The organism is Burkholderia sp. Ap-955 (assembly GCF_011753045.1).
In the GTDB taxonomy this organism is placed as follows: domain Bacteria; phylum Pseudomonadota; class Gammaproteobacteria; order Burkholderiales; family Burkholderiaceae; genus Burkholderia; species Burkholderia lata_D.
Genome location: NZ_VWWH01000072.1, coordinates 1 through 14,110 on the forward strand (window position 1 = coordinate 1; position 14,110 = coordinate 14,110).

6 protein-coding genes and 1 pseudogene are annotated in these 14,110 nt (G+C 70.8%); all 7 read right to left on the reverse strand.

Annotated elements, in window-relative coordinates; all coding sequences use genetic code 11:
* Positions 1 to 228: pseudogene (locus F3J15_RS28010) on the reverse strand (4-alpha-glucanotransferase); the annotation flags it as partial.
* Positions 225 to 2,096 carry a malto-oligosyltrehalose trehalohydrolase gene (treZ, locus tag F3J15_RS28015; protein ID WP_166895262.1) on the reverse strand — a complete coding sequence of 624 codons (1,872 nt, stop codon included), beginning with the start codon at positions 2,094 to 2,096 and terminating at the stop codon, positions 225 to 227. The pseudogene F3J15_RS28010 and the gene treZ, both read right to left, overlap by 4 nt.
* Positions 2,093 to 4,216, reverse strand: a complete 2,124-nt coding sequence (glgX, locus tag F3J15_RS28020) for a glycogen debranching protein GlgX (RefSeq protein ID WP_069249499.1) — start codon at positions 4,214 to 4,216, stop codon at positions 2,093 to 2,095. Before glgX ends, treZ begins: the two co-directional genes overlap by 4 nt.
* A 32-nt stretch (positions 4,217 to 4,248) precedes the next feature.
* Positions 4,249 to 6,456: a 1,4-alpha-glucan branching protein GlgB gene (gene glgB / locus F3J15_RS28025; protein ID WP_166895264.1), complete on the reverse strand. Its 2,208-nt coding sequence runs from the start codon at positions 6,454 to 6,456 to the stop codon at positions 4,249 to 4,251.
* A complete protein-coding gene (gene treS, locus F3J15_RS28030; protein WP_166895309.1) occupies positions 6,453 to 9,866 on the reverse strand; it encodes a maltose alpha-D-glucosyltransferase in 3,414 nt (1,137 codons plus the stop codon). Before treS ends, glgB begins: the two co-directional genes overlap by 4 nt.
* Complete coding sequence (locus tag F3J15_RS28035) at positions 9,866 to 13,258, reverse strand: maltotransferase domain-containing protein (RefSeq protein WP_166895266.1); 3,393 nt, start codon at positions 13,256 to 13,258, stop codon at positions 9,866 to 9,868. Before F3J15_RS28035 ends, treS begins: the two co-directional genes overlap by 1 nt.
* A gap of 148 nt (positions 13,259 to 13,406) precedes the next feature.
* Positions 13,407 to 13,895 carry a phage protein NinX family protein gene (locus F3J15_RS28040; RefSeq protein ID WP_166895268.1) on the reverse strand — a complete coding sequence of 163 codons (489 nt, stop codon included), beginning with the start codon at positions 13,893 to 13,895 and terminating at the stop codon, positions 13,407 to 13,409.
* Between the last annotated feature and the right edge of the window lie 215 nt (positions 13,896 to 14,110).

Genomic DNA, 14,110 nt, shown 5'->3' on the forward strand with positions numbered 1-14,110 from the left:
CAGGCCCGCGTCGCCGGTGACGATGCGCGGCGGCGCCGCGTTCGCGTCGGCGAGTGCGGCGGCGCTTTCCACCCGCTGGGTCGCCGTGCCGCTCGGCCAGCCGAGCGCGTCGACCAGCGCGACGAGGGCTTCATCGTCCACCCGCCGCGCGATGCCGCCCGCATCGGTCCAGTCGGGTTCCAGGCCGGCCGCGCGCGCGAGTTCGGTGATCGACACGTCGGTCGTCATGATCGGCCCTGCTCATTCAGGCGGTGCTGCCGCGCATCCTGGTTGACCTCGCCGTCGCGCCACGCGATGCACGCGCGGGGCGGCAGCCGCAGGTCGCGCAAGCGGTCGCGTGCACGTGGCGGCGTCTCGAACACGATCTTGCCGACCGGCAGCGCGGGCAGCACCGCGTCGTACGAGCCGAGGTTCAACGCGATCGTCAGCGTGCTGCCGTCGCCGAGGCGCCAGCGCGCGGCGAGCGCCTGCGGGTCACCGTCGCCCGCGAGCAGGTCGACGCCGAGTGCGCTGGCGCCGGGCAGGTTCGGCGTCACGAGCGCCGCGCGCACGGTCAGCGCGCTGCGGTAGAAGCGCCGCCAAGCGTCGGTGTCGGGCGTGGTTTCGTCGCTGCTGCCGTGCAGCGTCGAACGCACGAACGTCGCGATGTCGTTCGGATCGGGAATCGCGTTGCGATGCGCGGCGTCGGCGAACGCCGGAAAGGCCGCGAATTCGCGGCGCCGGCCTTCGCGCACCGCGTCGGCGAGCAGGCCGCGATAGTCGGTGAAGAACTGGAACGGCTGCGTGCTGCCGTCTTCCTCGCCCATGAACAGCAGCGGGATCGACGGTGCGAGCAGCAGCAGCGCGGTCGCCGCGCGCACCGCGTCTTCGTTCGCGAGCGTGCGCAGCCGTTCGCCGAATGCGCGGTTACCGACCTGGTCGTGGTTCTGCAGGAATGCGACGAACGCGGTCGGCGGCAGGTGCGCGCTCGGTTCGCCGCGCGGGGCGCCGTCGTGCAGCGGCGACGGTTCGCCCTGGTAAGCGAAGCCTTCGCCGAGCGTGCGCGCGAGATGGCGCAACGGCGCGTCGGCGTACGCACGGTAGTAGCCGTCGCGCTCGCCGGTCAGCAGCACGTGCGCGCTGTTGTGGAAGTCGTCGTTCCATTGCGCGTCGAAACCGCCGGGCCCGAGCAGGCTCGCCGCGTTGCGCTCGTTCTCGAGCACGAGGTGCACGTGGCGCGAGTCGCCGGCGTACGCACGCACGCGGCGCGCGAGTTCGCGCAACCATATGTCGTCGTCGATCGCGTGCGCGGCATCGATGCGCAGCCCGTCGAAACGGAATTCGTCGAGCCAGTACAGCGCGTTCTCGATGAAGAACGCGCTCGTCTGCTCCCGAGAAAAGTCGATGGCCGGCCCCCACGCGGTCTGCCGGTCCGCGCGGAAGAACGCGGGCGCGTAGCGCGGCAGCAGGTTGCCTTCCGGGCCGAAGTGGTTGTAGACGACGTCGAGAAACATCTGCAACCCGAGCCCGTGCGCGGTATCGATCAGCGCCTTCAGTTCCTCGGGCCGCCCGTACGACGCATCGGGCGCGAACGGCAGCACGCCGTCGTAACCCCAGTTGCGCGCACCGGGAAACGCATTGACGGGCATCAGCTCGACAGCGGTCACGCCGAGCGCGGCGATTTCCGGCAGCCGCCGCTCGACGCTAGCGTGGCCGCCGCATGCGCCGATGTGCAGCTCGTACAGCACGGTCTCGTGCCACGGGCGGCCGCGCCACGCGTCGTGGCGCCAGCGGTACGCAGCCGGATCGACGACCTGGCTCGGGCCTGCCACGCCGCCGGGCTGGAAGCGCGACGCGGGATCGGGCACCGCGAGATCGCCGTCGAGCCGGTAGCGATACAGCGTACCGGGGCCGCACGGCACGACGGCCTCGAACCAGCCATCGCCCACCGCGGTCATCGGGACGGTGGGCAGGTTTTCGCCTTCGATTTCGACGGCGGCCGTGCGGCTCGCGGGCGCCCACAGCCGGAAGCGCGTGCGGTCGACGTCGACGCAGGTCGCGCCGAACGACGTGTCGAACGCGTGCGAATCCGATGGACGGGCGGGGCGTGATCTCATGTCGGGTCTCCCGGAGACAGGTCGGGCGGCACGGCGGCCACCGCGATCGCGGCCGCGTGCGCGGCGACGTCGAGGCCGCTGGCCGGCCACGGGCGCGGGCCGGCGTCCGGCGTGGCCGTGTCGACCAGCACGCGATAGTCGAGCACCGGCGCGGGCGGCGCGAACACGACCGTCTCGGACGACGCGTTCAGCATCACGAGCAGCGCCTCGGTGCGCCCGGTGCGGCCCGTGCCGACGCGCCGCATCGTCAGCGCGCGGCGCTCGTGGTCCTGCCACGCGGGCACGGTCATCGCATCGCCGTGCTCGTCGAACCAGCCGAGCTCGGCCATGCCCGGCGCGGCCTCGCGGTCGCCCGACGGGTAGCGCGGCGCGGACATCACCGGATACATGCGCCGCAGCGCGGCGAGCCGCGACACGAAACGCATCAGCGTCACCGCTTCGTCGCTGCGCGCCAGATCCCAGTCGAGCCACGACAGCTCGTTGTCCTGGCAGTACGCGTTGTTGTTGCCGTGCTGCGTGCGGCCGAACTCGTCGCCGGCCACCAGCATCGGCGTGCCGAGCGCGGTGAACAGCGTCGCGAGCATCGAGCGCGCGACGCGCGCGCGCACGGCACGGATCGCCGCATCGTCGGTCGGCCCTTCGACACCCCAGTTCGCGGTGCAGTTGTCGTCGCGACCGTCGCGGTTGTCCTCGCCGTTCGCGTCGTTGTGTTTCTTCGAATACGACACCAGATCGGCGAGCGTGAAGCCGTCGTGCGCGGTGATGAAATTGACCGACGCCCACGTATGGCGCCGCTGGTGGTTGAACAGGTCGGCCGATCCTGCGAGGCGCGCGGCGAGCTCCGGCCGCTGGCCCGGGTCGCCGCGCCAGAAGCGCCGCACGGTGTCGCGAAAGCGGTCGTTCCATTCGGCGAAACCGGGCGGATGGCGGCCGAGCTGGTAGCCGCCGGGGCCGAGATCCCACGGCTCGGTGATCAGCTTGCGCTGCGAGAGCACCGGGTCCTGCCGCAGCGCGTCGAAAAAACCCGCGCCCGGATCGAAGCCGTGTTCCTCGCGACCGAGCGTCACGCCGAGGTCGAAACGGAAGCCGTCGATGTTGAACGCGGTGGCCCAGTAGCGCAGCGAATCCATCACCATCTGCACGACGCGCGGATGCGACAGGTTCAGCGTGTTGCCGCAGCCGGTCTCGTCGACATGAAAGCGGCGGTCCGGCATCAGCCGGTAGTAGCTCGCGTTGTCGAGGCCGCGCCACGACAGCGTCGGGCCGAGCTCGTTGCCCTCGCACGTATGGTTGTAGACGACGTCGAGCACGACCTCGATGCCGGCCGCATGCAGCTGGCGGATCGCGATGCGCATCTCGTCGAGCCGCCGCGTCGCGAGATACGCGGGCTCCGGCGCGAAGAACGCGGCCGTGTCGTAGCCCCAGTAGTTGCGCAAGCCGCGCTGCACCAGCGCGCGCTGCTGCAGGAACGCGTGGACAGGCAGCAGCTCGACCGTCGTCACGCCGATCGACAGCAGGTGATCGATGAACGCCGGATGCGCGAACGCCGCGAACGTGCCGCGCTCGGGCGGGCGCAACCCGGCACGCCGCATCGACGCGCCGCGCACGTGGGTCTCGTAGATCACCGTGTTGCGCCACGACACGCGCGGGCGCCGGTCGGTGCTCCAGTCGAATGCTTCGTCGACCACCACGCACTTCGGCATCGCGGGCGCCGAGTCGCGCCGGTCCATCGACAGGTCCGCGCGGTTCGAATGCAGGCGATAGCCGAACAGCGCGTCCGACCAGCGGAACTGGCCGACCAGCTTGCGCGCGTACGGGTCAAGCAGCAGCTTGGTCGGGTTGAACCGATGGCCGTGCTGCGGCTGGTACGGGCCGTCCGCGCGAAACCCGTACACGGTGCCAGGATGCGCGTTGGGCAGGTAGCCGTGCCAGATCTCGTCGGTGCATTCGGGCAGGTCGAGGCGCGCAAGCTCCTTGCGGCCGGTTGGATCGAACACGCACAGCTGGATGCGGTGCGCGTGCGCGGAAAACACCGCGAAGTTGGTCCCGAGGCCGTCCCAGGTCGCGCCGAGCGGATAGCTGCGGCCGGATTCGAGACGGGTGGGCAGGGCGGTCGGCATGGGGCGGATCTCCGTGTCCAGGGTGCGGGAAATCAGGTAGGGCGCAGCCATAGCGTCGCGAGCGGGGGCAGGCGCAGGGTGGCCGACCACGCTTCACCGTGCGCGGGCACGGCTTCGGCCCACACGGCGCCGTCGTTGCCGGCGTTGGTGCCGCCGTACGGCGCGGCATCGGTGTTCATCAGTTCGCGCCACTGTCCGGGCGCGGGCAGGCCGACGCGATAGCTCGTGCGCGGCACCGGCGTGAAGTTGCAGACGGCGACCACCAGGTGCCCGGCGTCGTCGCGGCGCGCGAACGCGAACACGCTGTTGTCGCGGTCGTCGCCGATCAGCCAGGAGAAGCCGGCCGCGTGGCAGTCGAGCGCATGCAGCGCGGGCTCGGCCGCATACGTGCGGTTCAGGTCGCGCACGAGCCGCTGCACGCCGCGATGCGCGGGTGCGTCGAGCAGGTCCCAGTGCGGCGTCGCGTCGTGCGCGAACTCGGCCCATTGCGCGAATTCGCTGCCCATGAACAGCAGCTTCTTGCCGGGGTGCGCCCACATGAAGCCGAAGTACGCGCGCAGCGTCGCGAGCCGCTGCCACGCGTCGCCCGGCATCTTCGCGACGAGCGAGCCCTTGCCGTGCACGACCTCGTCGTGCGACAGCGGCAGCACGAAGCGCTCGGAGAACGCGTACACGAGCCCGAACGTCATCCGGTCGTGGTGATAGCGGCGATGCACCGGGTCTTCGCGCAGATACGCGAGCGTGTCGTGCATCCAGCCCATGTTCCACTTGAAGTCGAAGCCGAGCCCGCCGTCGCCGGTCGGCGCGGTGACGCCCGGCCACGCGGTCGATTCCTCCGCGACGGTGACGACGCCCGCCGGCGCGGCCGCACCGTGCAGCGTGTCGTTCATCATGCGCAGGAACGCGACCGATTCGAGGTTCTCGCGGCCGCCGTGCACGTTCGGCACCCATTCGCCTTCGGCGCGCGAATAGTCTCGGTACAGCATCGACGCGACCGCGTCGACGCGAATGCCGTCGACGTGATATCGGCGCGCCCACGCGAGCGCCGACGCGGCGAGAAACGCGCCGACTTCCGTGCGCCCGACGTTGAACACGCAGGTGTGCCAGTCGGGATGCAGCCCTTCGCGCGGGTCGGCATGCTCGTACAGCGCGGTGCCGTCGAACTGCGCGAGGCCATGCGGATCGTCAGGGAAGTGCGCGGGCACCCAGTCGACGAGCACGCCGATGCCGGCCGCGTGCGCACGGTCGACGAAGCGCGCGAAACCGTCGACCGGCCCGAAGCGCGCGGACGGCGCGAACTGCGCGAGCGGCTGGTAGCCCCACGAGCCGCCGAACGGGTATTCGGCGATCGGCATGAATTCGACGTGCGTGAAGCCCATGCCCTTCACGTACGGAATCAGCCGCTCGGCGAGTTCGTCCCAGGTCGCGCTGCGGTTCATCTCCTCGGGCACGCGTTGCCACGATTCCGCATGCACCTCGTAGATCGACCACGGCACACGGTAGCGGTCGGTGTGCGGCCGCGCGTGCATCCAGCCGTCGTCGTGCCACGCGAACGCGTCGAGCGCCGCGACGTCTGCGACGACCGACGCCGTGCGCGGCGGCGCCTCGGTCGCGCGCGCACAGGGATCGGCCTTGTGCGGCAGCACGCGCCCGTCGGCCGCGCGCACCTCGTACTTGTAGCATTCGCCCGCGCCGATGCCCGGCACGAACAGCTCCCACACGCCCGACGGCCGGCGCAGCCGCATCGGATGCCGGCGGCCGTCCCAGCCGTTGAAATCGCCGACCACCGACACGCGCTGCGCGTTCGGCGCCCAGACCGCGAAGCGCACGCCGTCGGTGTCGTCGATGCGCGCGGGCGCGGCGCCGAGGCAGTCGAGCACGGCGGCCGGGTCGCCGGCCGACAAGCGGGCGAGCACGGCGTCGTCGAGCAGCGTGCCGAACGCATACGCATCGTCGATCACCTGCCGCGCGTCGGGCCAGTCGATCGCGAGCAGGTAGTGGGGCGCGCCGCCGTTGCGCGGGATAGTCCCCGCGAAGCAGCCGGCGCGATCGACGCACGCGAGCGTGGCGAGTTCGGCGCCTTCCGGCGACAGCGCGTGCACGCTTTTCGCGCCGGGCAGCAGCGCGCGCACGACGACCTGGTCGGCCTGCCCGTGCGGGCCGAGGCACGCGAACGGATCGGGATGGCGGCCGGCGAGCAGCGCATCGATATCGGATCGTTCGAACAGCGTTCCGGTCATTGCGACCCTCCTTCGGCGGATGCACCGCCGTCACCGAGCAGCCGTTCGACCAGTGCGGCGAGCCCGCCGACCGGCACGCTCAGCCAGTCGGGCCGGTTCGCGGCTTCGTAGCACAGCTCGTACGACGCCTTGTCGATCAGGAACAGCGCGAGCAGGCGATCGGCGTAGCGCGGGTCGACGAAACGCGCGGGGGCCTGCTCGGTGGCCGTGCGATAGCAGTCGACGAAGCGGTCGGCGGCGGCCTGCCCGAAGCGGTCGAACAATGCACGCTTGCGGCCGGCCGCCTGCGGCGGCGCCTTCTCGATCGCGAACTGCGCGGTCGCGCTCACGTACGACAGCGAACGCAGCAGGCCGGCCACGTCGCGCAGCGGATGCGATTTCGCGCGACGGTGTTCGAGCGGGCGCGCCGGCTCGCCTTCGAAGTCGATCAGCAGCGCGTCGCCCTGCACGTCGAGCACCTGGCCCAGATGGAAATCGCCGTGTATCCGCATGCATTGCGCCTCGAGCGTGCGCGGCACGAGCTCGCCGAGCGCGCGGACGGCCGCGTCGCGCGACGCGAGCAGCGTGTCGGCCGCCGCGCGCATGGCAGGGTCGAGCGCATCGAGCCGCGTGCGCAGCACGTCGAGCGCGTGCTGGAACGACGCGATCGCGTCCGCGCACCAGCCGTCGACGTGGCCGGGCGTCGCGGGCTCCGGCGCGAACGCGGGATCGTCGGACGGCTGCGCGAGCGCGACGTGCAGCTGGCCGAGCCGCGTACCGATGATCCCCGCGAACGCCGCATAGCCGAGCAGCGCTTCGGGTTCCTCGTTGGCGTCGCCGGTGTCCTCTTCGTCGGCGGCCGGCAGCGCGAGCTCGTCCACCGCGCGCCGCAGGAAGTCGAACGAGCGCGTCCACGCGTCGCCCTGGTTGTCGACGTAGCGCTGCAGGATCGCGACCGTGTGCGGTGTGCCGTCCGGATCGACGTGCACGACTTCGCCCGCGAGCGTCGCGGTGTTCGGGTAGCCGATCCGCGTCAGGTACCGGCTCATTTCCGCTTCCGGATGTATGCCGTGCGCGACCTTGCGCACCAGCTTCAGCACGATCGCGTCGCCGATCACGAGCGAGCTGTTGCTCTGCTCGGCCGCGAGCCAGCGCACTTCGGCGTCGTCGCCGGGATCGAGTGCGGCGAGCGCGTCTTCCGGCAGGAACGCGAGCCGGCCGCCGTCGGCGGTCGGCACCGTCGCGCTGTCGCGCAGCTTGCGCAGCATCCCGTGCGCGAACGCCGGCAGCGCGAACGCGTCGGTCAGGTAGCCGACCGAATGGCCGCGCCGCACGCGCGCCAGCGCCAGCTGCGCGAACAGCGGCTGCGAGGTTTCACCGCCCCACGCGACCGCGAGCGGCACGACGTAGCGTTCGACATGGCCCGTCTCACCGGATTCGACCCAGGCCTCCGCATACTGGAACGGTTCGCCCGACACCGGCGTGACGACGTTCAGCCGGGCCGTGCCGATCGCGCGGTCCTTCGACGCGAACCAGCGCCGCCGCGCGAGCCACGAGGGCAGTGCGTCGTGCGCGAGCACGTGCAGCTGTTCGACGTCCGGCCACGTATCGCCGCGCCGCATCACGAGCGTCACGTATTCGGGCAGCGGCTCCGCATGGGGCTGCCGCCACGACGGCTCGCGGCCGTGCTCGGCCAGCACGAACCACAGGAATCCGTAGGGCGGGAAGGTCAGCAGGTACGTGAGCTGCCCGATCGGCGGAAACGGCGAATCCGACGTCATCTCGATCGGCACGCGGCCCGCGAATTCGGACAGGTCGAGCTCGACGGCCTGCGACGCCCGCGACAGGTTCGCGACGCACAGCACCGGATCGTGGCCGTCCAGCTCGCGCAGGTACGCGAGCACCTTGCGGTTCTCCGGACGCAGGAAGCGGATCGTGCCGCGCCCGAACGCCTGCGACGCGCGGCGCGTCGACAGGATGCGGCGCGTCCAGTTCAGCAGCGAATGCGGGTCGCGCGTCTGCGCCTCGACGTTGACCGCGTCATAGCCGTACAGCGCGCCCATCACCGGCGGCAGCACGAGCTGTTCGGGGTCGGCGCGCGAGAAGCCGCCGTTGCGGTCCGACGACCACTGCATCGGCGTGCGCACGCCGTCGCGGTCGCCGAGGTGGATGTTGTCGCCCATCCCGAGCTCGTCGCCGTAGTAGATCACCGGCGTGCCGGGCATCGACAGCAGCAGCGAGTTGATCAGCTCGATGCGGCGCCGGTCGCGTTCCATCAGCGGCGCGAGCCGGCGCCGGATGCCGAGGTTCAGCCGCGCGCGCCGGTCGGTCGCATAGGTCTGCCACAGCAGGTCGCGCTCGGAATCGGTGACCATCTCGAGCGTCAGCTCGTCGTGGTTGCGCAGGAACACGGCCCACTGGTTGCTCGGCGCGAGTTCCGGCGTCTGCCGCATGATGTCGACGATCGGGAAGCGGTCCTCGCTCGCGATCGACATGTAGATGCGCGGCATCAGCGGGAAATGGAACGCCATGTGGCATTCGTCCTCGTTGCCGAAATATTCCTGCACGTCTTCCGGCCACTGGTTCGCCTCGGCGAGCAGCATCCGGTTCGGATACTCGGCGTCGATCGTCGCGCGGATCTGCTTCAGGATCGCGTGCGTCTCGGGCAGGTTCTCGTTGCTGGTGCCTTCCCGCGCGACGAGATACGGCACCGCGTCGAGCCGCAGCCCGTCGATGCCGAGGTCGAGCCAGAAGCGCATCACCTGCATCACCTCGCGCACGACGGCCGGGTTGTCGAAGTTCAGGTCCGGCTGGTGCGAATAGAAGCGGTGCCAGTAGTACTGGCCGGCGATCGGGTCATGCGCCCAGTTCGACGTTTCCGTATCGAGGAAGATGATCCGCGTGCCCGCGTATTTCGTGTCGGTGTCGGACCACACGTAGTAGTCGCGATGCGTGGAGCCGCGCTTCGCGCGGCGTGCGCGCTGGAACCACGGATGCTGGTCCGACGTGTGGTTGATCACCAGCTCGGTGATCACGCGAATGCCGCGCGCATGCGCTTCGCGGATGAAGCGCCGCACGTCGGCCAGCGTGCCGTAGTCGGGATGCACGTCGCGGTAGTCGGCGATGTCGTAGCCGTCGTCGCGGCGCGGCGACGGGTAGAACGGCAGCAGCCAGATCGTGTCGACGCCGAGTTCGGCGATGTAGTCGAGCTTCGCGATCAGGCCGGGGAAATCGCCGATGCCGTCGTTGTTCGAGTCGTAGAACGACTTCACGTGCACCTGGTAGATGATCGCGTCCTTGTACCACAGCGGATCGTCCGCGCAGAGCGCCGGCGCGCGACGGCGTGCGCGGCGCCGGCGCGGGGTGCCGGCCGGCGCCAGCGACGGGAATTGCGCGCGGCGTACGTCGTCGAGGGAATCTTCGCGTTTCATCATCCATGGGCTCCCGAGGATGGCCGGGCGTCGCCCGGTCCGCGCGCCGCCGCCCGCGCGGCGCCTGTTGACGGCGTAAGCCGCCAGATCGCATACGGGCGCACATGCGGATCGAGCGAGACGTACTGGCGATGTCCGTGCCAGGTTTCCGCATGCGTGGCGTCCTGTTCGAGCGCGTCGAGCGGTTCGCCGTCGACGAGCCCCAGGCCGCGCCACAGCGACGCATCGAGCGTGAAGTTCGCGACCTGCGGATGCCACGGATCGGTGCTGATCGCGACGACGACCACGCTGTCGAACGCCGGCGTCGCCTTCACGAACACGAGCACCGAGTCGTTGTCCGCGTCGGCGAACGTGAGGCCGAGATGCGTCTGCAGCGCCGGGTTGGCGCGCCGCGCGCGGTTCAGCCGCGCGACCTCGGCGCCGATATGCGCGGCCTTGCTCCAGTCGCGCGCCCGCAGCTCGTACTTCTCCGCGTCCGCGTATTCCTCGCTGTCGGGCAGTGGGGCCGATTCGCCGAGCTCGAAGCCCGAGTACAGGCCCCACGAGCCCGTCAGCGTCGCCGCGAGCGCCGCGCGGATCACGAACTGCGTGCGCGGTGCGTTCTGCAGGTGGCGCGGATTGATGTCGGGCGTGTTGACGAAGAAGTTCGGCCGGAAGAATTCGCGCGCCGGGCCGGTCGTCAGCTCGGTCAGGTAGTCGATGAATTCGCGCTTCGACTCGCGCCACGTGAAGTACGTGTACGACTGCGAGAACCCGACCTTCGCGAGCCGGTACATCATGCCCGGCCGCGTGAACGCTTCGGACAGGAATACGACGTCCGGATGCCGGCCGCGCACGTCGTCGATCATCCACGCCCAGAACGGCAGCGGCTTCGTGTGCGGGTTGTCGACGCGGAAGATCCGCACGCCCGCGTCGACCCAGAACAGCACCGCGTCACGCAGCGCGAGCCACAGGTCGGGCAGTGCGTCCGGCGCGTAGAAATCGGGGTTCACGATGTCCTGGTAGCGCTTCGGCGGATTTTCCGCGAAGCGCAGCGAGCCGTCGGGCCGCCACGCGAACCAGCCCGGATGCGCGGCGAGCCACGGATGGTCGGGCGAGCACTGGATCGCGAAATCGAGCGCGATCTCGAGCCCGTGGCCGCGCGCGGCATCGACCAGGGCGCGGAACGATTCGAGCGTGCCGAGCTGCGGATGCACGGCCGTGTGGCCGCCGTCCGGCGAGCCGATCGCGTAAGGGCTGCCGACGTCGTCGGGGCCGGCCTTCAGGCTGTTGTTGCGCCCCTTGCGCGCGGTCGTGCCGATCGGGTGGATCGGCGGGAAATACAGCACGTCGAAACCCATGTCGCGGATGCGCGGCAGGTGCGCGATCACGTCGTCGAACGTGCCGTGCCGGTGCGGATCGTCGCTCGCCGAGCGCGGAAACATCTCGTACCAGCTGGAGAAGCGCGCCGCGCGGCGCTCGACCTCGACCGGCCAGGTCGTTTCATCGTGCGTGACGAACGGGCGGTAGCGCAGCGCCGCGAACGCATCGGCAAGCGGCGCCGCGCCGAGCTGCGCGAGCTGCACGTCGGCCGGCGCGTCCTTGAATTCGGCGATGCGCTGTTTCATCTGCGTGAGCGCGCGTGGGTCGAGCGGATGGGCGAACTTGAGCGCGGTCGCGAGCAGCAGCTGTGCTTCGCGCAGCTCGAGCGTCACGTCCTGGCCGGCCGCGTGTTTCTTCGCGACATCGTCGACGAGCGATGCCCAGTCGTCGCGCCAGGCAATCACGCGAAATTCATGGCGGCCGAGCCGATCGAGCACGACGCGTGCGTGCCAGCGGTCGTTCGGTTCGGCTTCGAACGGGATTTCGCGCCAGTCGTCGTCGCCGGCGGCGCGCCACTGCAGCGCGGCCGCGAGATGCGCGTGCCCGTCGGTGAAGATCGACGCGTGGACGACGAGCGTCTCGCCGATCACGCGCTTGACCGCGAAGCGGCCGCCGTCGACCGACGGCTCGACGCGCTCGATCGCGATCCGTTCGCCCGCGAGCGCCGCGGACACCATGCCGCGCTCGTGTGCGGCGTCGTGGCGGGTCGTGACGGGCGGCGCCCGCCACGCATGCAGCAGCGCGTACGCGCCGGGTTCGAGCGTGAACGGTTCGAGCGCGGCCGGCGGGTGGGTTGGCGTGCCGTCGTGCGTGGCGACGCGCGTGAATCCGCCCGGCACGCCGGGCAGGATCATCGCGGGGTCGACCGTCACTGCTGCATCGAGATCGGGATTCAACGCGATCAGCAGCGCGGCGGTGTCGTGTTCCAGCGACGGCCCGGTGCCGCGCAGCAACGCGGTCGCCGGTGCGCCAGGCGCGCTCAACTGCGCGATTTCACCGCGCGCGGCCGCAACGGGCGTGGCGCGGCGCCACGCGTTCGCATCGGCGATTGCGCCCGACAGGTCGAAGCGCGCGTCCTCGAACGCGGCGAGGTAGCGCGCCGCATCGGCGTCGCGCGCCATCAGCGGCACCGTGACGCCGCGCTCGAAGCCCATCGGCACGAGCCAGCCGGTGCCGACGGCGGCAGCGGTCCACAGTGCGCGGCGATACGCGCGGGCGACGGTGTCATCCGACGCGTCGGGCCAGTCGTCGGCGAGGCGCGTGCCGTCGAGCGCGTCGGGAAACGCGATCGGCGAGCCGATGCGCCGCAGCAGCCGGTGTTCGTCGACGAACCACGGGGCGCGCAGGTCCCACCAGCGCACCGATGAAAACACCGCGTCGAACCCGGCGCCTTCGAGTTGCGCCAGCGCGTCGCGCGCATGGCCGGGCACGCCGGCGAGCACCGCGACGTCCGGGCGCGTACGGCGCAGCGCCGCGCGCCAGCCGGGCCACCAGTCGGCCGGCAGATGATGCGGCGCGTCGATCAGGAAGCCGGCCGCGCCCGCATCGGCGAACGCGGCGAGGTGTTTGCACCACCACGCGGACAGCGCGTCGCGCGCGGCTTCATCGCCGAGGTTCGCGTGGGCGACATCCAGCGCGTGCGCGGTGCCGCGCGGATCGATCAGCGCGTCGTCGTGCGTGTGCTCGACGTACCAGTCCGGATGCTCGGCGCGCAGCGGGTTCTCGCGCGCGACACGATCCGGCACGACTTCGAGCAGCAGGCGCAGCCCGTGGCCGTGTGCAAGCTGGGCGAGCCGGGAGAAGGTTTCGAGCGCGCTCGCGCGTGTCGCGAACGATTGAGCCGGACGCCGGAAATCCGCCACGTGGCGCGGAAAACCGGCGACGCTGGCGGCCCAGAACGCGCCGACGAGCACGTGATCGAAGCCCATGCCGGCGACATGCGCGAACGTCTGCGGCCATGCGTCGAGCGGTCCGACGAGGCGGGCGTCGCAAAACTGGATATGCGGAGCGAAGATCGGCGTGGAGTCCATGGCGCGGGTGTACGGGCGGCGGTCGATAACGCCGGTTCGCCGCAACACGCGTGCCTGCCGGGTGGTTTTCCGTGGGGCAAGGGCGGGTGGGCGACCCGCTGCGGCGGGGACTGTCGTTTTTACATGACCGCTGGGTAGCTGCATGCACTTATATGCGCGGCACCGAGCGGATATCCGTGCTGTCGCCCGTAGCGCGATCGTCATCGGCTTCGGGAAGGGGCACGCCGGGGTCGCAGCGCACCACCGCACCATGTTCGATCCAGTGCGGGAACGGCGGCGGTGCATCGATTTCGTCCCCAAAGCGTGCGCGCACGAACGCCCGCAGCAGGGCCACGCGGGCATCGCGCCCGTGCGCGCCGCAGGTGCACGGGCCGTCGACGAAGGTCGCGTCGCATTCGACGTCGTCGCCGTGCCGTGCGATGCGAAGATCGTCGACACGGTCGAGCACCGCGCCCGCGTCGGACCACGACGCCGACGGCACGAAACCCGTGTCGAGCCGCCTGAGTGCGTCGCATGCAGCCGTCACGACCAGATGCGGTGCGACGGCGGTGAAACGCAGCGTGTCCTCGTCGTCGATGCACAGCGCGCGTGCACACCAGTAGTCGAGATCGTTTCCGTCGAGTGCGTCGGTTCGCATGGGCCGGCTCCGTCGGATCAAAACGGGCCACCGCGCAAGCGACGTGCCCGCTGCGGGCGTCGCGCGCATCCGCGCGAGCGGCGGATCGTGATCGAACGCCGGCCAGAACCGCACGCTGCGATGCACGGCCCGTCGAACAGCCGCTCCGGGGGCCCCCTCAGGGTCCGGCGAGCTTGCCGGGCATCCGCTCGGGAACGCGCGCCACACCTGCGGCG